Source organism: Vibrio chagasii (assembly GCF_024347355.1).
In the GTDB taxonomy this organism is placed as follows: domain Bacteria; phylum Pseudomonadota; class Gammaproteobacteria; order Enterobacterales; family Vibrionaceae; genus Vibrio; species Vibrio chagasii.
Map to the genome: position 1 here is coordinate 102,013 of NZ_AP025467.1, position 22,502 is coordinate 124,514.

General features: G+C 41.5%; 29 protein-coding genes. 5 read left to right on the plus strand and 24 right to left on the minus strand.

What is annotated here, in order from left to right:
* Positions 1–82 precede the first annotated feature (82 nt).
* Entirely contained in the window at positions 83–766 is a 684-nt protein-coding gene (locus tag OCV52_RS24345) for a prepilin peptidase (RefSeq protein ID WP_170222411.1), read from the plus strand.
* A gap of 64 nt (positions 767–830) precedes the next feature.
* On the opposite strand, the gene OCV52_RS24350 is transcribed toward OCV52_RS24345, so the two are convergent.
* Genes OCV52_RS24350 through OCV52_RS24360 form a run of 3 tightly spaced genes read right to left on the minus strand, consistent with a single transcriptional unit; the run spans position 831 to position 3,836 of the window.
* On the minus strand, positions 831–1,250 hold the full coding sequence (locus OCV52_RS24350) for a hypothetical protein (RefSeq protein ID WP_137406537.1): 420 nt from the start codon (positions 1,248–1,250) through the stop codon (positions 831–833).
* Complete coding sequence (locus OCV52_RS24355) at positions 1,243–1,560, minus strand: hypothetical protein (protein ID WP_137406536.1); 318 nt, start codon at positions 1,558–1,560, stop codon at positions 1,243–1,245. Before OCV52_RS24355 ends, OCV52_RS24350 begins: the two co-directional genes overlap by 8 nt.
* A 14-nt stretch (positions 1,561–1,574) precedes the next feature.
* Complete coding sequence (locus tag OCV52_RS24360; protein ID WP_137406535.1) at positions 1,575–3,836, minus strand: sigma-70 family RNA polymerase sigma factor; 2,262 nt, start codon at positions 3,834–3,836, stop codon at positions 1,575–1,577.
* A gap of 127 nt (positions 3,837–3,963) precedes the next feature.
* Here OCV52_RS24360 and OCV52_RS24365 point away from each other — a divergent pair, with 127 nt between their 5' ends.
* Positions 3,964–4,698: a hypothetical protein gene (locus OCV52_RS24365; protein ID WP_137406534.1), complete on the plus strand. Its 735-nt coding sequence runs from the start codon at positions 3,964–3,966 to the stop codon at positions 4,696–4,698.
* A gap of 33 nt (positions 4,699–4,731) precedes the next feature.
* Here OCV52_RS24365 and OCV52_RS24370 read toward each other — a convergent pair whose 3' ends face one another.
* Both OCV52_RS24370 and OCV52_RS24375 read right to left on the minus strand, forming a co-directional pair.
* Positions 4,732–5,325 (minus strand): hypothetical protein, encoded by a 594-nt coding sequence (locus tag OCV52_RS24370; RefSeq protein ID WP_137406533.1) that lies wholly within the window; start codon positions 5,323–5,325, stop codon positions 4,732–4,734.
* A gap of 18 nt (positions 5,326–5,343) precedes the next feature.
* Positions 5,344–6,432 (minus strand): ParM/StbA family protein, encoded by a 1,089-nt coding sequence (locus OCV52_RS24375; RefSeq protein ID WP_170222410.1) that lies wholly within the window; start codon positions 6,430–6,432, stop codon positions 5,344–5,346.
* A gap of 85 nt (positions 6,433–6,517) precedes the next feature.
* Here OCV52_RS24375 and OCV52_RS24380 point away from each other — a divergent pair, with 85 nt between their 5' ends.
* A complete protein-coding gene (locus OCV52_RS24380; RefSeq protein WP_137406531.1) occupies positions 6,518–6,844 on the plus strand; it encodes a hypothetical protein in 327 nt (108 codons plus the stop codon).
* Complete coding sequence (locus tag OCV52_RS24385) at positions 6,834–7,175, plus strand: hypothetical protein (RefSeq protein WP_137406530.1); 342 nt, start codon at positions 6,834–6,836, stop codon at positions 7,173–7,175. The genes OCV52_RS24380 and OCV52_RS24385 overlap by 11 nt, the downstream gene beginning before the upstream one ends.
* A 1,097-nt stretch (positions 7,176–8,272) precedes the next feature.
* Here the strand turns inward: OCV52_RS24385 and OCV52_RS24390 are convergent.
* From OCV52_RS24390 to OCV52_RS24480, 19 genes are all read right to left on the minus strand, one after another.
* The gene (locus OCV52_RS24390) at positions 8,273–8,710 is read right to left on the minus strand and encodes a hypothetical protein (RefSeq protein ID WP_137406529.1); all 438 of its coding nucleotides are present in this window, start codon (positions 8,708–8,710) and stop codon (positions 8,273–8,275) included.
* Between the two features lie 180 nt (positions 8,711–8,890).
* Entirely contained in the window at positions 8,891–9,133 is a 243-nt protein-coding gene (locus OCV52_RS24395) for a hypothetical protein (RefSeq protein WP_137406528.1), read from the minus strand.
* A gap of 101 nt (positions 9,134–9,234) precedes the next feature.
* Positions 9,235–9,477 (minus strand): hypothetical protein, encoded by a 243-nt coding sequence (locus OCV52_RS24400; protein ID WP_137406527.1) that lies wholly within the window; start codon positions 9,475–9,477, stop codon positions 9,235–9,237.
* A 580-nt stretch (positions 9,478–10,057) separates the two neighbouring features.
* Positions 10,058–10,498: a hypothetical protein gene (locus tag OCV52_RS24405; RefSeq protein WP_137406526.1), complete on the minus strand. Its 441-nt coding sequence runs from the start codon at positions 10,496–10,498 to the stop codon at positions 10,058–10,060.
* A gap of 581 nt (positions 10,499–11,079) precedes the next feature.
* A complete protein-coding gene (locus OCV52_RS24410) occupies positions 11,080–12,237 on the minus strand; it encodes a DGQHR domain-containing protein (protein ID WP_137406525.1) in 1,158 nt (385 codons plus the stop codon).
* Positions 12,238–12,471: 234 nt separating this feature from the next.
* Entirely contained in the window at positions 12,472–12,615 is a 144-nt protein-coding gene (locus OCV52_RS24415; protein ID WP_170222409.1) for a hypothetical protein, read from the minus strand.
* Between the two features lie 219 nt (positions 12,616–12,834).
* Entirely contained in the window at positions 12,835–13,134 is a 300-nt protein-coding gene (locus tag OCV52_RS24420; RefSeq protein WP_137406524.1) for a hypothetical protein, read from the minus strand.
* Between the two features lie 593 nt (positions 13,135–13,727).
* A complete protein-coding gene (locus tag OCV52_RS24425) occupies positions 13,728–14,207 on the minus strand; it encodes a hypothetical protein (protein ID WP_137406523.1) in 480 nt (159 codons plus the stop codon).
* A 24-nt stretch (positions 14,208–14,231) separates the two neighbouring features.
* Entirely contained in the window at positions 14,232–14,732 is a 501-nt protein-coding gene (locus OCV52_RS24430; protein ID WP_137406522.1) for a hypothetical protein, read from the minus strand.
* Positions 14,733–14,742: 10 nt separating this feature from the next.
* A complete protein-coding gene (locus OCV52_RS24435) occupies positions 14,743–15,234 on the minus strand; it encodes a hypothetical protein (RefSeq protein WP_137406521.1) in 492 nt (163 codons plus the stop codon).
* A 594-nt stretch (positions 15,235–15,828) separates the two neighbouring features.
* A complete protein-coding gene (locus tag OCV52_RS24440) occupies positions 15,829–16,476 on the minus strand; it encodes a hypothetical protein (RefSeq protein ID WP_137406520.1) in 648 nt (215 codons plus the stop codon).
* Between the two features lie 10 nt (positions 16,477–16,486).
* A complete protein-coding gene (locus OCV52_RS24445) occupies positions 16,487–16,858 on the minus strand; it encodes a hypothetical protein (protein ID WP_137406519.1) in 372 nt (123 codons plus the stop codon).
* Between the two features lie 619 nt (positions 16,859–17,477).
* A complete protein-coding gene (locus OCV52_RS24450) occupies positions 17,478–17,792 on the minus strand; it encodes a hypothetical protein (RefSeq protein WP_240700652.1) in 315 nt (104 codons plus the stop codon).
* A 10-nt stretch (positions 17,793–17,802) separates the two neighbouring features.
* Positions 17,803–18,324: a hypothetical protein gene (locus OCV52_RS24455; protein WP_240700651.1), complete on the minus strand. Its 522-nt coding sequence runs from the start codon at positions 18,322–18,324 to the stop codon at positions 17,803–17,805.
* 603 nt (positions 18,325–18,927) lie between these two features.
* The gene (locus OCV52_RS24460; protein WP_137406518.1) at positions 18,928–19,698 is read right to left on the minus strand and encodes a hypothetical protein; all 771 of its coding nucleotides are present in this window, start codon (positions 19,696–19,698) and stop codon (positions 18,928–18,930) included.
* Positions 19,699–20,248: 550 nt separating this feature from the next.
* Positions 20,249–20,497 (minus strand): hypothetical protein, encoded by a 249-nt coding sequence (locus OCV52_RS24465; protein WP_137406517.1) that lies wholly within the window; start codon positions 20,495–20,497, stop codon positions 20,249–20,251.
* Positions 20,494–20,844 (minus strand): hypothetical protein, encoded by a 351-nt coding sequence (locus OCV52_RS24470; RefSeq protein WP_137406516.1) that lies wholly within the window; start codon positions 20,842–20,844, stop codon positions 20,494–20,496. The genes OCV52_RS24465 and OCV52_RS24470 overlap by 4 nt, the downstream gene beginning before the upstream one ends.
* Before the next feature lie 17 nt (positions 20,845–20,861).
* The gene (locus tag OCV52_RS24475; protein WP_137406515.1) at positions 20,862–21,047 is read right to left on the minus strand and encodes a hypothetical protein; all 186 of its coding nucleotides are present in this window, start codon (positions 21,045–21,047) and stop codon (positions 20,862–20,864) included.
* A 621-nt stretch (positions 21,048–21,668) separates the two neighbouring features.
* Positions 21,669–22,088, minus strand: coding sequence for a hypothetical protein (locus tag OCV52_RS24480; RefSeq protein ID WP_170222408.1), 420 nt, complete (start codon positions 22,086–22,088; stop codon positions 21,669–21,671).
* Between the two features lie 22 nt (positions 22,089–22,110).
* Between OCV52_RS24480 and OCV52_RS24485 the strand changes: the two genes are divergently transcribed.
* Positions 22,111–22,353 carry a hypothetical protein gene (locus tag OCV52_RS24485; RefSeq protein ID WP_170222407.1) on the plus strand — a complete coding sequence of 81 codons (243 nt, stop codon included), beginning with the start codon at positions 22,111–22,113 and terminating at the stop codon, positions 22,351–22,353.
* The last annotated feature ends 149 nt before the right edge of the window (positions 22,354–22,502 follow it).

Consider the following 22,502-nt stretch of genomic DNA (forward strand, 5'->3'; position numbering starts at 1 on the left):
AAGTTTTGATTTGTTTGCAGCACTTATCCTTGGCTCAATACTAGGAAAGCTAGTCTTCTTCACGAGTATAAGGTTGCCTGAAATGGAAGAAATTGAAATCAGGGATGATCTGAAAGCCTACTTTCAATTAGAACTTGCATCTGAACCTACAATTCCAAGAATGGACCCTGATTTTTTCAATAAGGCAACATATTGGTTTCCCTTTTGGTACATGGGCGCGATGGTGAAGTCTTATGGAAATACGACAGGAACAAAATTAGAGGTCGTAATCTTTGAGGTAATATCCTTTTTATTGGTTTTCGGAGTCATTCAGTATTGGGGATACACTCTAGACTCTGTTTTCATCCTAGCTTTAGTTTCGCTTACTTCAATAGCTCTTGTTGTCGATCTCTCTGCGTCACTTTTACCTGAAAAGTTAACATATGGCCTAATGTGGATTGGCTTACTTCATAGTATATATGGAGAAACTCAAGTAACTGTAAATGATGCGATTTTGGGCGTCATACTAGGCTACCTGCTAATGAATACCCTCAACTTAGTAAATCGCTGGTGGAAAGGTAACATAGCCTTTGCTTATGGAGACTTAAGGCTCATTGCTGCGTTGGGAGCGTGGGTAGGCTTTAAAGATATCTACCTCGTAGTTATCATTTCATTAACCATCTTTGTGGTACTAAATTTCACCCTTTCAAAAAAGAACTATCCTTTTGCTCCAGTGATTCTCTTCAGTTTTTACTCTGCTACATTGTTTACTTGGGTGCAGCACTAAGACTCAAGCATCAACCATAGAAACTAAATAAAAAAAAGCGAACAAGAGTTCGCTTTTTTTGGGGCTACTTTTGGTAATGACTGTCGACTATATCGAGAATCTTCTTAAGCGCTTCTTCATTACTAGGAGAGTTCCACATCGTACTATAGGCTTGAACTCTGTCAATCGTACTGAGAGACAGAGCCATAGAGCTTGAACTTTTTCTAGCTCTATTTGTTTTAGCAAAGTAGGAGCTTTTAAGGTTCTTGATTCTGCTGCAAGGAAACTGTCCCAACAACTCTATCAAGTGCTTATCTACACGAACATCAATGTCAACGCCATCTAACTTTGATTTATCAAATTTCGAAGATAGCTTTCTGAATTTTGATATAGAGGAGCATCTGTTTAGTTCCAGACTGGAATCAGATAGAGAAACTAACCATTGAAGAAAGCCAGGCTTATTGGAATTCCTCATAGCCAAAATATCCAATGGTCCTTTACTCATAGCTAGGCACCTTCACTTCAAAACTCATGATTAATGAAATAATCACCCAACCACTTATCATTGCAGATTCCGATAATGGTTGGAAAACCAAACATAAGGTACAGAAAGCACAAGCAATTGCTCCAAACAGTACCTTGTTTGAGTTGATAATATGAGGGTTGAAGTACCCAAGAGCTAAAACTAACAAGCCAAATGAAAAGGTCAGTGAACCAATTGCCAATTCAACTGAAAAATTGAGTATTGCAACTAAAGCACTCACAAGGGACATCAATAAAACTACGAACATAATCTTTTGAATGTACTTGTTCATAAGGACCTCGTTTATTAACTAAATTCTAACTCAGCTTGCTTTGAAGCTTCGGAGCCTACATAAGAATATTCAGCTTTCCTAACTCTAACTAAAGCAGGACTGTAACTAACATGCTGATTGAAATGACCAAGTGCATGCGCCGTTTCTTCTTTAACTGATTCGTTTAAGATTAAAGATCTAAACTCATCAATATCCGTCTCGCAGCTACCGCTTGTTGATACATTGAGAGTCTTAATACATTTAAGAATCAAGTCGTTATATTTATCATTTGGTTCAGGTAACCGGTCAATCTCAGTGTCAATATTCGAAATCGACTCCACCAAAACCCTATAGCGAACAAGATCCGCAAATTTCAGAATTTCAGTTTCACTAAATTCAGATAAATCAATAGCTGGCACGAAGTTAAGGATCGTATCCAATTGGTCTTTTACCATGTTAGAGGCGACAATATTTTTGTCTGACTCATCACCATGATTAACTGCAAAGTACTCCATTAACTCCACAGAGATTTTTTGAGCCAAGCTAATAATTTGTTGTTCAATAGTTTCGTCAGATTTAGAAAAAAGAAGCTGCACAGTATTTAAATGTGTTTCAGCGTAAGCAACTCTCCGCAACTCAGCTTTGCAAGGCTTAGAGTCAAAATTACCTGCTTTTTCGAACTTTTTAATGGACCTATTCAATCTAACTAGCTCTTCTTCTAGTTTCATCGGTCGCTGAGAAAAATCTGAACATTCGGCTTTTAAAAGTCTTAAATCAGACGATTGAGACTCTAACGATAGCAAAGTTTTAGTCGGTGTTTTCTTCGCTGCCTTAGCTTCACGAATTTGGTCACGAGTCTTTGCTATGTTGGCATTAACTATTTTCAACTTTTCTTTGTAACCACTAATCAAAGATAGATACAAATCTTGAAGGGCCTTTCTGGATGAAGCCATTGTAGATTTATGAACATCGATAGCTGGTCTAGTTAAACTTTGAAGCTTCGCAACATACGCAGGTGAAATTTTGTACTTATTTCCTGATACATGAATTTCATCACCAGCAATGATTTCATCCAATCGCTCAATGTAATGTTCCGAGGCAAGCTTAGCCATTGTAGCCATGCCTTTAGATTTAAACTCCGATTGAGAAAGCGTTTGTGTTGGAGAAGTCGATAAAACATCCATAAGTACCTGTTCCGACCATCGCAAGTTTGCCGTAACGTTTTCTTTTAATAGCGGAGTAGGGCGGAGGATATTGTTTTCATCAATAGTACAAAGCTTGGTCGTTACAAAGTACCGGATTGCATCATTTATGCTAAATGGAATATCAGAGCCATACGAAACCATTTGTAAGAAATTAGACCGCTCTTGGAAATGAGATTCAACTGACTCACCTTTAAGAACGCGAGCCTGTGCCCTAACGGCTCTTGAAATCTGAGAAGCGAAAAGCGATACATGTATCTCGTCTACACAAAGAAATATTTTGGCCGCGAATCTCGATATTCTATTGTCTAAAGAGCTAGTGAATGTGAAGTAGCCTTTTTTCTCATCCAACCAAAGGAAGTCCTTGTGGCCTACCAATAGAGAATGAGCCAGCTCTTCACGTTTATTTACAGGAAGCTTTTTAGGCATCAAAGGCAGTAGGGTTTGCTCCTGCAACATTCCATTGAATTTTATTGCTCGTTCAGTATGAGACAACAAAACGTCTAGCTTTGTACCAAAACTATTTGGAACTAAAAACAACAAGCACTCGACTGAGTTTCTCGGAGTTGGTCCTTCTTGCTTACCTTTTGACTTAGAAAAGTCAAAATACACTCTGTTTAGCTTTAACGTCTTTTTATTTAACTTTGACGGCTTACACTCAAAAATTTTCAGGAGACCGGTAACATCAAATGGACGCTCACTAAAAGGTTTCTCATCTGAATGCGTTAAAGTGAAAGACTTATAATTAGGGTCAGCTACACGATGAGCCAACAAATCAACCTCAATTGGAGATTGTTTATAAACATAGTCAAATAGGGCGTCATAGAAAGAATCCCATTGCTTTGTTAGGGCTTTTTTGAAGTTGTCGATGCCTGATGTTCTTAAAACTCGAATACGTTCGCGACTGATAGTTTCGCTAGGAAACTCAACATCAATAACAGACTGTATCTCTTCTAAAGTATGAGTACCGTTGCCATCAAGGCCCAACGATAATTCAATAATTCTTGCATTTCGCTTTGGATTCTCTAAGTGATCCAAACCAGATAAAACCAGTTTCAAGCGCTCAATCAATAACATTTTTTTGTCTGAGGACATACTTACACCTAGTAGTTGCGGTTAGGTATTAATATAACATATTAGTTAAGGAGTGCATTATATGAAAGTATAAACTTTAGCATAAATATGTCATACTCAATTAATATACAACAGCAAGGGGGACGGTATGACAACAGAATGTCAGGTATTAAAAGGAAAATGGCTTGATTTGTTTAACCAATGCTTGGAGTCAAAAGGAGATTTTCCATACAGCAATGCAGATGGGTTCGAACAAAAATATGAAACATACTTAAAAAGCGGAATTTTAATAAAACAGAAAGCAAACAAGGCTCTGAGCATCACAGAAGCAAGCAACATCGCTGACAATGCAGCTAAACATGCCATTACAGATATTAGGTATAAATTCCGAGATCGCTGCAGTTCGAAAGAAATACTTAAACAGCTGAGAAATGCTCAGGTTCATCAAATCCCAGGTGAAAAAAAGATTTCAAATGAAATGGGGGCACGATTCCAGAATATCGTTGCATCGATACATACGTATATGCTGAGCCCACCAGAAGTTAAATACATCATTTCGAAATTTGAACCTGAATTGATTCAGTATGATGCTGAACAATGGGTTTTAACCATCAAAACGTTTGAATTGCACCTTGAAGAAGCCGAACCATCGATAGAGGAGTGCATTGAGCTCGACAAAATTGCCAAAGCGACAGTGCCTAGTTTGATTTCATACATCCATTCAGGCGATGGTTATGAGGCCGACTGGGGAGAACTTATATCCGACATAAAAACGAAGATAAAGTCGATTGTTGCTAATGCAACATACAAATATAAAAAGAAAAATGAAGTTGTAGATATAGACTATATTGAAAAGCTCTTTGATGACACACCAAGCCAATGATAATTATAAAGGCCACTAGGTGGCCTTTTTGCTTTAAGGAAGTAGGGAGCTCATATCAAAATCATTAACATCCACGGACTCTGAAATTCCCGCCTCACCATCTTTTTGAGGTCCAACTGTAGATGGTTCAAATACGGGCGCTATGCCCATATTTTTAATAGAGTCATTGATTTGATGCAAAGCTGAAACAATTGAGCTTACACTTTTATCCGACTCAATACCCCCAACTCTGTTTCTCAAATAACCAACAGCGAGAGCTATGTATTGATTGATAAGCTTAGTCAGACCCCGAGCATACTTTGTATCTGCACCATTGAAGCTATCAACATGATGAAACAACCCTTTGTGGAAGCGGCTGTGCCTACGGAGTTCTAACGAGTATCGAGTCTTACGTTCCGAGACTGAATCTATAGGAGACGTGTTCCAATCAAATACTAGATACTCCTTTGGTAAAACTAAGTTGGCATAATATTCAACTTCATTTGAAGGCTCTGAATCGATCAAGGAGCCTAGCGAAATTAGCTCATTAAGAACAGATTCATTGCTATCCATATCAGACATGAAGCTTTCAACAACTGCAGCACTAGGGAAGTTCAAAGTTAGCGTATGCTTCAAAATTTCAGTCATTGCGCACCAACCTAAAGCTTAAGATTTAGAAGTCGCATTTTGGTACCAAACTTCAGAAAATAATTCCAAACCAATAGCATTGAGTCGATCTGCATTTTTTGGAATTTCATAGTTATGGCCACCGCCATAGTACTGCTCGATTAATGGACGTATCTCTTCTTCCAATGCATTGATAGTACCACCAATAAAAAGGATTAAATCCAAGTCTAAGCCATCAGACAAAGTGTTTTTGACCTGCTCGAAAATATCTTCAGCTAGTTTTTTTCGTGCGCTATTAACCCAACTTGAATGGTCTTGTTCGACACCTTTCACATTAACTTTTCCTGAATCAATCAAGGTTCTAGCTTGCTCATGAGTGGCATGGCTGAACCCCAAGTCATAAAGGTAATTGGTAGCTTTCTTTACTAAGTTATTGAAACCGATATTAACTGTAGTCGACCTGTCCATATCGATTGTGCCATCAACAAAAACTGCAATGTCAGTTGTTTTGCCGCCTGGATCAGCAACTGCAATTGTCTTACCAACATAGTCTTCATTTAGTACAAGCTTACCGTCACCATCTCTTTTAAATAGATAAGTTCGTAATGCAGCCAAAGCTTCAGGTTGAACTAGCAGGGAGATGATATTTTTTTTGCGGCTATTAGATTGATTAGTACCATTGGTCAATTCAAATGAGTCACGCATAGACTTCATTTTTTTATGTACATTTTCTGTGTTGATTGTGCCGTCAACTTTGAAGAACTGACGTAAGGGCATACCGGTACAAAGTATGAATTTACGTTTGTCTAAGCTATCACCAAACTGATTTAGTGCATGCTGAAGCAATACCTGTGAAGGCTCGGTGAATGCAAAATCAGTATTTCTTGGAATGGGGTCTTTAACATCACCAATTGTATAGCTCTGGCCGGAAACGCTTGAAACAAAGTTACATAGACTAGGGCCAGAATTTGAAAGAGATAAGCTTGGATCCAATGTTACAAATCGATCATTGGTTCGTTCGATATGTGTCGGGAAGGTTGTGTTTATCAATTTTGAAGAAACCTTAAACTGAGCGTTGCCGTCATCTATCCCGATGTAGATGATTGAATCATCATTTTTTTCTAACATAATACGCCTCATCTGATTGTTGTTTTTTATCCACACAAGTAATATATATCAAAAGATTTAATTTTTCTATTCAAAGGAAGTGAAGGTGAAAACACATAAGGAAATGATGCTTTTGACTGCTGATATAGAGCTTCTAAAACAGTGGGGAAAAGGCAGCAAATACCGAATTTTTTCCATCTATTTCGTTAAAAAAACGGGGAAGCGATTCGTTGAGGTTAAAGGTTGCAACACAGGATCTATCTACTTTCGACTTGAAGACCTAATCTCTGAGGTAGACAAGCCCGAACTGCTATCCTGGCAGCATAACCCAAATGAAAACAAACCATTTTCTGAAAATAGAAACGGCAGGAAAAAATTACCGGAAGGTGTAAAGAGGAAACTTGTTTGGGAGGAAATGTTGAATGTGGAATAATCATGAACTTGAATACTTGAGAAAGAAAGCTGGCATCCTTCCAACAAAGGAGATCGCAAAGAACTTAAACAAGTCATATGCCAACGTACGCAAACAGGCGTCAAATGAAAACCTTTCTTTGTTCATTTCAAAGATTCCAAAAGAGAAAATTGAATTAGCGAACCAGATGATCAAAGCAGAAAAAAATGCTGCGGCAATCGTCAGGAAAACAGGTCTCTCACATTGCTACATACACAACTTGAAATTCAAAAAAATTAAACACCTAAACAAGTCAAAGAAAAAGGTCGATGAAGAAAAAATAAGGCAGACTCTTAACTCGATTTTTGTCTAACAAGGTTATATGTGTTTATTCAGTTTACTGAATAAATACATATAACGTATTTTATGGTAAATAGCTTATGTTCAATTAAATAATATAAGAAATTCAAAGAAGAGTTGGTGTACAACATTACACTCATTCAACATTTAACATAATGTATATAATACGACGTACGATAAGGAGTTATTATTGAGCGGTTTTTCGTCTTTTTTACTTCGTATAATAAGCAAAATATAACAACCAAAACTTCCTTCGTATACTCCGTAGATATTTCACCTTGTGACTGAATCAAGAGCCTCTTAAGCAGTCAATCGATAGCTGATTTCGTTCTACTTAACCTGCAACACTAAAACCATTTTCACTTGGCCTAATCAAACTATGACCTACGAATAGATCTGAATGAAAGTGCGATTGTTGACTGATACTGCACATTAAAATTTAGTGACCTTTATGATTTCATAGCAAAAAAGTACTCACACAAGACGCATAGAAATGACGCTGCAAGTAAAGAGTAACACTCGTATCAAATCAGAGTTCTTGAATAACATTCAATGCATGCCTGAGCTTTCAAAGAAGAGCTAAAAAACGTTCAACTTAATAAAAAGCACTCTTCCATAACAATGACTGGGGCTAAAAGAATCAGGCGGGGTCCTGCCATACCTAGTCTATTTACATGGAACTCAAACGCCATCTAATTAACACCAATAACTGCTGGAGAAATGGTGGTGTTTTAATGGTGTACCAAGAGAATATAATGAGAAAAAAGCAAACGGAGAGGATAAAATAAGATAAATACCGGCATTGGAATATTCATTTAAACCAGTGTTTAACCAGTATAAAGCCAGTAATAAATAATGGTAGATGCCTAGAATTGGGGTTAAAAAATTCATCAGCCCCTTCTTTATAATTAAAATATTTTAAACTTAAAACTAATTAAAAAATTAAAAGGGCTTCGCCTGACTTTAGAGAAAAAATAATCGTTGTCAAGGACTAGATTTCATTTTTGAGCGGGGGTGGACGGGATTGGCTGGGGCCGAGCTGTCGGGGGTGTCCCCCTAAGAAGCGGTAGGCAGGTGGTAAATGGGATCCGTGATCCCATTTACTCGTGCCTAGATGAAATACATTTCGCTTGTAGGAGCAAGTTTGGATTTGGTTTCAACCATTTCAATTTTGCGTCCTAAGATGCGCCATACGTAGTTACATACTGTGCAAGTTTTGTGTTCCACTGTAGAAACCAAAGTTGGCTCAACATGCTCCCCTGTCATCTCTGCGGCAATTGCCTGTGCCTTAGCGACTGCTGAACCGTTTTGGCGATTTACTGTTAACGGAAATAGCTTTTCCTTTAAAACATCGCCTAGTGGCTTCTGCCCTTTTGTTCCTAAAACGTATTTGAAACCAAGCTCGCAATACACAGCAGTTTCAACCTGCTTTACAAACTCAATGCTGAAAAAGCGACCCTTTACAAGACCAAGATTATTGTCGCCAACAACGCCGATAAGCTTGTTGTTGTGAATGTAAAATTTATTGATAATTGCTGAATTGTTCATAATGCCCCCAAGCATATTTAGTGAAAAAGCGTATCTCTCTCAACTGTTTTAATTATACCTAACTCGTTGAAAATTACCACAAGTTAGCACCATTTACTTGGAATTAAATTCCTTGACTTTGTGCCGGACAAACCAGACACAATGGGGCTCGAAGAGGGTTTCACTTTTTAGGCGCAGCCGTTAAAAAAGTGCATAAAAAAACAAGAAAGGCGAAGCCTTATCATTTTCTTTGTTTGTTTCTGCAATAGATTTGCCAATGCTCTTTATCGTTGGCAATTCTATTGCATCAAACACAGAAGCAGCCTTGAGCTTCTCTTTTATTGTGTGCAAATACAACTGCATTTCGACTGACAAACGGCTCTTTTGTTTGGCGATCAAAATGCGTATTTGCAGCTCTTTCAGCGAGTTTCGAGCTGCCGCCAAATACAACGAGTTCCGAGTTGTGTTATTTGGCAAACGGGTAAGTCAGGGAGGGTGGGCCTCGGTGATGACAAGGGTGGCTGACCCTTTTAATTGGAGAGTCGTTAGCTAGCTGCAATGGCTACAGCTAGTAACGTATACCATAGGGTTAATGCAAAAATTAGTGCTTTGTGCTTTTTGAAGAATCGAATAAGGCGATCCAAAATTCCAAATGCATCCACTAAAGCAACCAACAATACAAGAACAGTAAAGCCGTCAGCTAATGTTGAGAATCCCAACTTGTCCAATGTGAAAGACAAAAATTCAGCCAAGGCTAAAACTCTAACAAATAACACAGCAACGTTCATATTAGCCTCCTTTCCTACTTTCACAATTTGCGCTAGTTTATGGTAACTCGTGTTTTGTACTTTTGTTTAACTTAGAATTTTATTTTACTTCAAAACATGCAAAATGTTCCGTTGTATTTAATTAATTTACAGCATATATATAGTTGCAATTAGTCCGGATAAATCCGTTACAATAGGGCTCGAAGAGGGGCAGCTTTTTAGGCGAAGCCGTTAAGAAAAGCAGTAAAGCTCTTGCTGGTGAAGCCAATCATTATGCCTCGAGGTTCAACTACATTCACTGTGACAATGCGCCTTATCGTTGGCACTGTGAATGTGAACCTCTTGGCATGCAGCCCTGAGCGAAATAAAAAATTGGGCAAAGTTGGGAATCAGCAAGCATCATGACAGCAGTCTTTTTAGCTGGCATTATGCTTGCGCCCAATTTGACATTATAAGCGCGAGGTACGAGCGCTAGCACACTTCCGAAGCATGAGGATTAGTGTGCAGCAAAGGTAATCGCGGGAATGAGGGTGGGCCTCGGAACGCGTAGGAAATGCAATGGCCTGATAGTGGAGAGCAAAACAGGGCTCACGCCCTGCCCTTACAATACTTCAAGTTCACTGTGCTGAGTGGTTGGGTATGCTGTCTGTTGTATCATGATTGAGCGCCCCATAACCTTCCATTCATATCTAGATACTGTGCAAGTTTTGTATTGTTTGATCTCTTTAAGCGTTGGCTCTTTGAACTTGCGACCTAATAACTCTTTAGCAACATGGTGAGCTTTACCAATTGCTGATCCAACATGAATCTCACAACATAGCGCTTGCAACTTCTCTTTCAAGATGTCACCCAGTGGCTTCTCTCCTTTCGTTCCAAGAATGTATTTAATTCCCAGTTCGCAGTAATGTGCGCCATCGGTTTGTTGTATTGTCTTTACGCTAAAGAAACGCCCTTTTGTAAGTCCAATATTGTTTTCGCCAACCGTACCAATTAGTTTGCCGTTAACGCTGTAGTAGTTATTGATTGTTGCTGATAATTTCATAATGCCCCCAAGCATGTCCGTTGATAAAACAGTATGTTTTCCAACTGTTTAAAGTATAGCAAAACCTCAGATTATTACCATAAATTAACACTGATATATTGAAAGTAAATTAGTTGACTTTGTGCCGGACAAAGGAGACACAATGGGGCTCGAAGAGGGTCAGCTTTTTAGGCGAAGCCGTTAAGAAAAGCGTTGAAATGCTTTTAGATAAGGCGAAGCCTTACAACCTTTTGGCCACCAGCAATTCTGCATTCTCTGTGACAATGTGCTCTACCGTTGGCACTGATAATGCAGTTGGTGGACAAGCAGCCTTGAGCTAAACAAAAAGCTTTCACAAAATGCCCTGCATCGAGGATGACAACATTCTTTTTCGTTGGCATCTTCGTTGCAAATTTTGTGGCATTTCATCTTTTGATTTCGTTCATGAAAAGTGAGGTACGAGCTTTCATGAACTAGGGTAAAGCATGGTGGGTGGGCCACGGTGATGCTTAGGGAGAATCCCTGATAATGGAGTGCAAATCTTGGCTCACTCAGAGCCAGGTAAGTGATTGGCCTTCAGGTAGAAGGCCATCACAAGAGGTTTATGCAGCTTCGTTAACAACCTCTTCAACTTCTTGGGGGAAGTATTTCAGTTCATGAGCTTTACGCTCTTCGCTTAATGGCACATCAAGAGCCACCAGTAGCTTATTCGCAGCAAGGTCAATTGCGGCCTTATTCGTTACCATGTTACCAGTAATCGGGTCGATGATTCGGCCAGTGAAATCAGAGGTATCCTTGTCACGGCTGTAGTTCAGGCTTTCCAACTTGCTCCAGGTTACCGCCTCAAGGGAACCGAAATGTTCCATAGCTGCGAACCCTGCCACTGCTACTGCTTTAAGCATAGCAACGTGAGTTAGTATATTCTTGTTACGTACCACGTCCGGCGTTTCATCGTTGAAGGCCAAACCACTCCAACCCATTTCGCGGCTCACGATCGTCCAGAACTGGTTAGCTAGGTCGATTTTGCATTCGCTGATTTCCTTAACCGACTTTGGCAAGCCTAGCAGCACTTGGTTAACGTCCTTGATTGCTTTTAGTGGGAAGTAGTATTTACTCGCCTTGGTAATTGTATTGTGTTCAAAGTCTACGCAGTCCTTAAAGGCAACACATTGCTCAGCCAGTTGACGGGCCAATACTGGTAGAGGGTCACGAGAATTAAACGCATCGCTAATACTTTGCTGTGGTTTAGCAAGGTTTTGGTTTATGTCCGTGAATCCAAGTTGACGCTCTTTCAGTGTTAGATTTGTATACAGCATTACTGGGATGTCGATGTTGGCCAAATCGAAGCCAAGTTCATCCAACTTATCAATGAACATCTCTAGCGCGATATCAATACCCGTCATGCGGTGCTGACCATCAAACAACTTTATTGTGTTACACATAGACACCCATAAGTGCCCCACTTTTGCACCTTCCGCAATTGGTTCGAATTCTGGTCGCTTATTAGACTTCGCGCTAACTACACCAGTAACCGTTGGGATGATATAAAAGCGCTTGTAATTGTCGATTAAGTAATCCGCGAAAGCCTGAGCTCGCTTCATATTTACTTCTCGCTGGCTTCGCTTAAGCACTGAACCTTTGTCATCAATGCGAAGAAGTTTTACCAGGATTTCAGCTGGTACATTGATAGAGTAAAATGGCTTGAACTGTTCACCTTGTGCGCAAGGTAGTTTGTGAGCAAAATTCTTATCGATAGGCATAACGTAGTCCCCCAAGACTTATATTAAATGATTGAGTTCTAAGCGATTCCTCAAACTCTTGAACTGTAGTTATTATAGTACTGTAGCAAGTAAATTACCATAAATTAGCATCTAATATTGAAAATTAAAGTCAATTAATTATGTTGACACTGGACCGGACAAAGGGGACACAATAGGGCTCGAAGAGGGTCAGCAATTTAGGCGAAGCCGTTAAGAATTGCGTTACAAATGCTTTTAGATGGCGAAGCCAGTCACTTTGACCACCAGCCGATCTGCAGGTGGAATGCCAATGCGCTTCATCGTTGGCATTTCATTTGCCGGATTGTGGTTAAACAGCCTTGAGCAAATAGACGCTTTTGTTTTAATAGGGTTCTGCATCTGTAGTGCCAGTAGTCTTTTGAACTGGCTCTTCAGATGCCCCTATTAAATCAGTAATGTGAGGAACGAGCATTAGACACTCTTAGTGAGGTACGAACGTTAGAGTGTCAGCAAAGGTAACGCGGGAGGGGTGGGCCTCGGAGTGCGTAGGAAATGCAATGGCCTATTAAGGGAGAGTTTTGTCACCTGACTGCGTAAGCCAGGTGATCCAGTTATGGATTAATATTTTTGCTTCGAAATCAGCTCTTTGATTTCTTCCTCAGTGCCATTCTTCCAAACTTTATTGGCGGTGTAGCGCAGTTCGAGAGATAGCGCGTAAGGGTTTGGGTAATTGCTTTCGATGTGCCTACCATCATTGAGGTAGATGCTCGCACATACACGTTCCTTCAAGAACTCAGCAAGTCGCTCTTTAGCCTCTTCATGAGTGGCACACTCTATTGTCTCGCGAGTGTGGCAATCCGTAAGGTGTGCAAACGTTTTGACCGAATACGTAGCTTCTTCAATATTTCTATTACTCATACATGCCCCCAAGCATTTAAACCGTTGGTAGCCCTATGCTTTCCAACTGTTTTCATTATATCAAACCGCCAAATGATTACCATAAACTAGCAATAATTATATGTATTTAAATAAGTTGACTTTGCGCCGGACAAAGGAGACACAATGGGGCTCGAAGAGGGTCAGCAATTTAGGCGAAGCCGTTAAGAATTGCGTTGAAATGCTTTTAGATGGCGAAGCCAATCATTATTGACCACCAGCTCAACTGCATGAGTAATGACAATGTGCTTTACCGTTGGCATTACTCATGCGGGATGGTGAGGCAATCAGCCTTGAGCAAACAAATTCATTTAGTGCCAATAGGGAATCTGCATAGCATGGGACAGCAGTCTTTTAAGCTGGCCCTTGTTATGCCCCTATTGGTTTCATTAAGCGTGAAGTATGAACGCTCTGCTCTCTTGTGAGGTACGAGCATTGAGAGCAACAAAGGTAACGCGGGAGGGGTGGGCCTCGGAGTGCGTAGGAAATGTAATGGCCTGTTAATGGAGAGCGCCCAGGCATGAAAAAGCCCCTCACGAATGAGGGGCGGTGCTGGGTTGGGGGTCAGCATTTAATTATTGGATTGCCAAATTGAAGCGAACGGGGGCGGTACCGGTTACCTTCCTAGTTGGCTTGTATCCATGGGATATGCGCAACCGGAATTGCTGCTTTAGCAATGAGTGATATACGTTGTTTGATGCCCAATTTCGCATTAACGCCTCATCTTCTTTCAGGTGATCAATGGTAACGTTCTTCATGGCGTCCGAATTTAGGGCGACTTTCAAGTTCAAATATTCGGTTTCAAGCTCTTCATTTGTTAAGTTCTGAGCGTAGTGCTGTAGTACACGATTCATGTCGACAGTCTCATATGAAGCGGTCGCGCTTTCGTGTCGACTGATTGCCGACCGTTTACCTGCGATACAATCCTCAAAATAGCGATCAACGATTCTATCCCCGTAACCATCATCCCAGCCGTTCTTTGCGCTACGACCATAAAGACGATCGTGCTTATACTTCTCAACCACATACATCTTTACCATGCTTCTTGTAATCACGCTGGTTAACTCCATAAACTGGCCTTAATATATTTCTGTTGTGCGGGTTAGAATGGATAATAATCTACGCTCTAATCTCGTTGTGTATAGTAAATCCAGATTATGATTGTTAACTTTCTTTGATCTAATATTTCGAAGCTCTATTCGCTTATGTATTTTCTTTAGAATACTTTCAATTCGCTGTTTACCATATATCTTTAACATTAAATATGAGTCTAATTCTCGTTGGGCTAAACCGATCATACAAGTAAGATTATTATTTAGTTTCCGCTCACAATAGTTTAACGAAACACATAACGGAATCGAAGGGATAATCAGCTGTTCTCCGGCATCTGCTTTTAAAACAGGTTCAATGAATTCATTAAGTGATATACCACTATCATACATAGAAAAACTTAGCGCCAGGTCCATTATTTGAGGTTCCTCTCCCTCTTTTTTCCAAACTTCAACATCACGGCCTAAAACTTTCGTTTCCCATATCGTTCGACTTCCAGATCTTCTTATTTTTTTTAATTCTATCAGCACTTTACACACCTCACGGTAACAGATTTGCGTTCATAGGAGCCTCAAGCTCAGGCGTCTCACGTTTAAATTCATAATCCACAATGTCCATTTCTACGCCATTGATTATCCACCCTCGGTTATACATGAAGGTGCCCAACATATTAGCTTCAGACTCATCGCTAACCTTGTAGGTAAATGCATCACCTTGTTCAGTTTTGGCGATCAACGTACAGGTCCCAGAATCATCGGCACATGACGCTAGAACGTGCTCCTGAAGGTAGAAATTAATCAGCTTCATATCCGCACCATTCTCTATCAGCCATATACGCAAGTGATCATCGCTGTATCGCAGACTTCCGATTGTACCTGCGAATACGACTCTAGAGCGGTAAGGCACAGGGCTGTATTCAAGATGTACGGTTAGCCCTTCGTCCTGAATCACAAGCGAAGCAGAGCTGACTTCGTTACCCACAAAGTCAGTCAGTGAAGAAGAAGAGAAATCGATATTGAATAGGTGTTTCATACATGCCCCCAAGCACTAATTCTGTTGGTTAACCCTATGTTTCCCCAACTGTTTTCATTATATCAAACTGCCGAATAATTACCATAAACTAGCAATAAAAATATCTAATTTAATATGTTGACTTTGCGCCGGACAAAGGAGACACAATGGGGCTCGAAGAGGGTCAGCAATCTAGGCGAAGCCGTGAAGGATTGCGTTGAAAACGCTTTTAGTTGGCGAAGCCAAGCCTTATGGCCACCAGCTATACTGCCCTATCCATGACAACCGTCTTTATGGGTGGCAGGGATATGGCAGCTGATGGCCATTCAGCCTTGAGCTAACAAATATCTTTTAGACCAATAGGAGCTCCTGCAGGGCACGTGACAGCGTCTTTTTGGCTGGCGCGAGCTCTGCATCCTATTGAGCTTTCATCATTGCGAGGGACGAGCATGAGCCACTCTCAGTGAGGAACGAGCGATAGAGGGGCAGCAAAGGTAACGCGGGAGGGGTGGGCCTCGGAACGCGTAGGAAATGCAATGGCCTATTAGTGGAGAGTCTGGGACTTCCAAGAAATAAAAAAGCCCCTCAACGGAGGGGCATTATCGGCTTCATTTTTTACCTGTGCATGCTGCTTATTATTTTAGGCATGTTCACCAACTCGCGAGCACCTAAATAATGCCTCCCATCAAAAGCATATTCCAACCATTGTGCTTCATGGTCAAGAATGACTTCTATCCCCTGTAGCTGTCTGTGCTCTTTCTCACTAGCAATATAAATACAGCATCGGCTCTTGTTGGCGTAAACGTGCTTATTATTGTTCTTACGACTGGCGGCATCTTTGTAGTCGTCCGTTTCCATATTAGCGATAATTAACCCAATCAAATCGTTGGCAAGTTCTTCATCTGTAGTGTGCAACTCAACACCACATGACAGGCGGTTAAACTGAAGTTTAAAGCTCCAGCCCCCTACCAGATTTGCAAGGAAATGATCGCCCTTTTCGTTTAGTCGCTCAGCGGTATCAATACCAAGGTAATCAAAATCCGTGGCTTGGATAAAGCTGCCGTAACGCTCCCAGGTTGGATCAAGCGACCAGTTCATTAGTATATGTTTCAGGTTGTCGACCGGATTATCATGAGGCAGCCATGGGTAATTACCCATCAACCCACTGCACGTTTCAAAAAAGATGGTTCCCTCTTCATTAATAAGTGCAGAAGTCCACGCCAAGCAAACTTGTTGTTCTGGTTTTAAGTTTGAAAACTTCATGTTCAATTCCCTATTGATATTTGAAAGTAAGACCAGCATTAATTAGATCCGCTTTAATTCGCTTCAGTACAGAGCTTTCAACACCAAACGAACAAAACTGGACAAGTGAGTCCAGAGAATTACGCCACTGCGCTGTATTCTTCAGCCCGTGCAAGTTGTACTTTTCGATAATTGGGCGTAATAGGCGCTCATTGATCTTCTGTTCTTCTTTTTTATTAGCCATTTTTAGCATTCGGTCATAGGTGTCCTTTGGCAGCTCATCGATTGCTTGAAAGCCCGTACCGCGATTGGTCATTACCATAACGTGTTTCACACCGCTGAATATCATGCCGTTGTGTACGTTATTCTTATAGATTAAGTCGATATCTTTTTGATTTCTCATACATGCCCCCAAGCACTAAATTTGTTGGTTAACCCTATGCTTCCCAACTGTTTTCATTATATCAAACCGCTAATTAATTACCATAAACTAGCAATAATTATATCTAATTAAATATGTTGACTTTGCGCCGGACAAAGGAGACACAATGGGGCTCGAAGAGGGTCAGCTTTTTAGGCGAAGCCGTTAAGAAAAGCGTTGAAATGCTTTTAGATGGCGAAGCCAGTCGTTATGCCCATCAGCTATGCTGCTGTATCTATGACAACCGTCTTTTTGGTTGGCATTGATATAGCAGCTGGTGGGCATTCAGCCTTGAGCTAACAAATTGGTTTGCATCAATAGAGGTTCTTCATAGTTCGTGACAGCGTCTTTTTTGCTGGCGCGAGCTATGCCGTCTATTGATGCTTCTCGGTGTGAGGTACGAACACTAGCCACTCTCTGCGAAGAATGAGCATTAGTGTGGCAGCAAGGTAACCGCGGGAGTGAGGGTGGGCCTCGGACTGCGTAGGAAATGCAATGGCCTGTTAAGGGAGAGTTACCAGGATAGAAAAAGCCCCTCACGAATGAGGGGCGGGTGCTGGGTTGGGGGGCAGCATGTTAATTTGTTATGTCGATATAGAGATCAATCGTAAAACATTGCGAGGTATTCAGCAGCCAGGTGTTTGTGATGTTCAGTCGTTAGGGTATTTGCCGCCTCTTTTTTGGCGTACTTATAAGATTCTCTGAGGGCATTGACCGTTTCGGTAGTATCACAAACAGAAATAGACACCCCTTCCCCGCGGTCACTCTCCTCTAGCATGCCGCTATCATCGTATCCAATATCCTTTACCAGAATTTCGTGGATCTTGATTGCCTTAATCGTTGAATTTAAGTCTGTTGAGTTTATCCATATCACAGACTTAGAAACATCCGCTGAGACAGTAGAGCGTACTTTCATGCTTCACCTCTTAAAAGACCATGGCACCTGTTAGGCGTTCTTTATGGTTGCCGTTATCAGACCAATACCTTAAATCTTTGAATTGCAGGTTTGAGCGCTTTAATCGGCGGTACTGCTCGGTGATCAGCTCATCACATTGCTGCGTTGTGTCTACAACTTGGTGGATGATTCCGTTTTCATCGTTGTAAATGACGAAATGGTGGTAATGAAGTGAATTGGGAAAGGCTTCATTCTCATCAATTACGACACATGAAGGCTTATCAGCCACTCCCATACGAACACGGATAACGTTATCGCGCTCGTCCTTTTCAATAGGGAAAACAGGCATAAATTCAAGGTTGCCAGAAATTGATTCATTAACGAAATCATCAATGAATGAGTTTGTGTATAGCTCGCCGCCACTGAACAAAACAGCTTGGAGCTCTACGCAGTAAACCGCTTTAACATTTTTTGTCACTTCCGGCAGGAAAACCTTAACCGCTTTGTATGTTTCTTTACCTGTTGTTTCGTGTGTAAAAGTTGAAATTGTCATACATGCCCCCAAGCACTCAATCTGTTGGTTAACCCTATGTTTCCCAACTGTTCCTATTATATCAAACTGCCGACAAATTACCATAAACTAGCAACTATTATATGTAATTAAATATGTTGACTTTGCGCCGGACAAAGGGGACACAATGGGGCTCGAAGAGGGTCAGCTTTTTAGGCGAAGCCGTTAAGAAAAGCGTTGAAATGCTTTTAGGTGGCGAAGCCAATTCCTTATGGCCACCAGCATTCCTGCATCCGTCATTACAATCGCGCTTCATCGTTGGCATGACGGATGCGGCTGGTGGACATTCAGCCTTGAGCTAACAAATATCTTTTAGACCAATAGGAGGTCCTGCAGGGCGCGTGACAGCGTCTTTTTGCTGGCGCGAGCTCAGCATCCTATTGGGCTTTCACCAAAGCGAGGGACGAGCTGAGCCACTCTTAGTGAGGAACGAGCGCTAGTGTGGCAGCAAAGGTAACCGCGGGAGTGAGGGTGGGCCTCGGACTGCGTAGGAAATGCAATGGCGTGATAAGGGAGAGTTTCTGTGTCTTAGTTAGAGAATCAAGACACAGCGCTTTACTTACTAAATTTCACAACGTCTAGGTGTTAAACTTCAACCAAATCGGTGGCCGCATGCGTCTCATTGTAAGGCAGGCAGTATTCATTCATTTCCCATTTTTCATAGTCTTGATTTGTCCAACCGGCATTAATGTCAAACGTCAGCCTTTCAGTACCACAAGGGGTTGTGAATGTTTTGTCTGCGTTAACCCCAATTGTGTAAAGCACATCGGCATCAAGCTCGTTTGCGTCACCCGATGTGAGACAATGAATTGCACTAATAGTTAGCCCTTGTTCAATATGCGCGTTAGCTTCATTCTTCAAAGATTGGGATTCTGAAACTTTCTCCACTAGCGCACTCAACCATTGAAAAAAGGCATCAACTGGAACTGCAAGCTCGTAATGTCGAATCAAGGCATGCAGATCGCGCATTGTCATTTCGTCCAAATTTACCATTAACGACATACGCTCTAGCAACAGCCATGTTTCGAAAATTGTATCTTTTGACTTCGAGAATGCAGGCTCGTTTTTAAGCACATCGACAATCACACGAATGTCATGCACGGATTTCAAAGTTTTTAGATGAGTAACTTGTTCGTCAATATGAGCGGTTAATTCTTTAAGGCGCTCGTCACTCACTGGATCAGACATGTTCAAGCGTGAGAGTTCAGAGGCAAAGCCATTATTATATAAATAGAGCTCTAGTTCAGATGTAGAGAAAAATTCAGTTTCACTCAAATCTTCCTTACTCCAGAAAACCTGCAAGTCCGAAGCTAAGATTTTTACTTTCTCTAGAATCATTGTTTTTTCAAAGTTCATATTTGCCCCCAAGCAATTGAATTTATAGGTCAAGGTGAATTTCTCAACTGACTTAAGTATACTAAACACCCGCAGCAATTACCATAAACTAACACCAACAAATTGCAATTTAAATCGTTGACTTGCCACCGGACAAAGGAGACACAATAGGGCTCGAAGAGGGTCAGCAATCTAGGCGAAGCCGTGAAGGATTGCGTTAAAAAGCTTTTAGTTGGCGAAGCCATACATTAAGGCCACCAGCGTTCTGCAACTGGTATGACAATCGCGCTTCTCCGTTGGCATTCTGGTTGCGGCTGTTGGCCTTGCAGCCTTGAGCTAATAAAATTTACTTTGACCTATAGGTATCACTGCAATGCACGTGACAGCGTCTTTTTTCTGGCACGTGTAATGCAACCTATAGGGCATTACACACAGCGAGGGACGAGCTTCAGCCGCTCTAAACGAGGAACGAGTGGTAGAGGGGCAGCAAAGGTAACGCGGGAGGGGTGGGCCTCGGAGTGCGTAGGAAATGCAATGGCCTGATAAGGGAGAGCCCCTTCTTTGAGGGGAATTAGTTGGTTTTTGATTGTGCTCTTAAGCTGAAGCTTCCGATTTCATCTCGAAAGCACTGGTAACGAGCTCGCTCGGTTTGTATAACTTGACCTTCGAATGTCGCCACTATGGTGCAACCGCGGCGGCTTTCTTCAATGTTTATGATTAAGCCGGAATAAAAATGGATCGCTGTATTGCTTGCTGTCGCCACCTTCAGCGGGGAGATGCAAGCGAGCAAGATGAAGAGTAAGAATTTTGATTGGTTCATGCTGCGTACTCCTCAAATGGCACCTGTGTGATTTTAAAATCAGCAACAAGCGAATCATTAGAGATGTCGAACAAGTCGGCAGCGTCTTCTAAGTTTGGGTAGTGCAACGATTCCCAACCTCTCAGCTTCACCGATTCGATGAAGTCCTTTAGCTTTGCAAGAGGTTGATCGGCGACCAACTCAACGAGCTCGGTGCGGCCATTATCTGAGTCGACAATCATGCAGTTGGCGAAGGTTCCATATGGACGCTCATCAATAACGATTAGACGCATGTCTACAATACGTTGAGCTGCTCCAGTTACTGAAGCAAAAGGCACTTTTTGTAGGTTTTGAATGATGGTTTTCATACTCTTCTCCAGTACTCTTAGTAAGTGGCTGTATAACGAGATGCCGCCGCAATCGCGGAGTCGATATCTGTAGCGTTACGCTCTGCAAAAAACTCTTCCAAATCACTGTCTGAGAAAGCACCGATAAACACGTCATAGCCAATATCGGCCTGCGTTTTCGCGTACTGTTTGAACTGTGTTACTAACCCTGAATTCGAAATCATGACTATGCCCCCAAGCAATAATAAGATCATTTATCTTCAGTACTAATTATAGTGGTTACGGCTATTAAATACCATAAGTTAACACCAAATAAAGTAAATTAAATTAGTTGACTTGCCGCCGGACAAACGGGACACAATGGGGCTCGAAGAGGGTCAGCAATCTAGGCGAAGCCGTGAAGGATTGCGTTAAAAACACTTTTAGATGGCGAAGCCAATCCTTATGTCCACCAGCATCACTGCAACTGGGATGACAATCGCGCTTCATCGTTGGCATTCTGGTTGCTGCTGGTGGACATTCAGCCTTGAGCTAACAAATGCTTCTTGTCCAATAGGAGCGGCTGCAGGGCGCGTGACAGCGTCTTTTTGCTGGCGCGAGCAATGCACCCTATTGGGCTTAAAACAAAGCGAGGAACGAGCGTCAGCCACTCTCAGTGAGGAACGAGCGCTAGAGGGGCAGCAAAGGTAATCGCGGGAATGAGGGTGGGCCTCGGACTGCGTAGGAAATGCAATGGCCTAATAAGGGAGAGAACTGGTTAAACTCTTATATATGTTAGGTAACGAAAGCATTAGCTCAAAGAGAGTTGCCCCTTAAGCTAATGAATTCTGGTTGTTTTTTAACCACTAATGAAAATATGTTGGGCCACCATGACACGTTGGATGAACGGGAAGGTTGCCCACAACTCCAGAAGTAGTATACCTGCTGACGTTATTCTTATTAACAGAATTATAACCAGCACCAATCAATTTCATCCATCTTCCAGACCAACCGCACTCACTATACAATCTTGCAGGGTTTATTAAAGTAACGCTACAAGATGGTGTAGCCGTATCTAAAATCGGTGGAGAGAAAACAAAGGCATCGCTTTTCAAATTAACAGTTTTTCGTCCATGATTAGAATAAATTTCCGTTTTTACAATATACGGTCTTGCTGGGTTAACAATGTTATACGTAGCAATAAAGCCCACAGAATCAAGATATGGCCAATAAGAACCATAAGCTCCATTCCATAAAGCTGCTGAATAACCTGGAAATGTTGCCATGTAGTTTCTAGCTCGCTTGGGGTTGAAGCAACCACTAGGATGTGTAGGTGTTATCCCATCGGCTCGAACAGTAACTTGGGCACAACCACAGTTTATTGCGACTGTAGTTGGCTTTGGCTTAGGTTTTGGCTTCGGCTTCGGCTTCGGCTTCGGCTTAGGTTTTGGTAACGTCTCTACATCTGGTGCTGGTGGTGCCGTCGAACCAGTCTCCGATCCGTTGGTAAACTTCCCCGTTGAATCATCAAAGCCAATGGCTCCTATGTAGGTTTGCTGATGGTTATCATTCGGTATTACACGATCGTAACTACTTGAATTGTGTGGAGGTTTCAGTTCGGCGTAGCTGCTTATTGAAATACAACTCATCACTAAAAGACAAGCCCTATTCATAATATACTCCTTTATTCAATAAAAAAC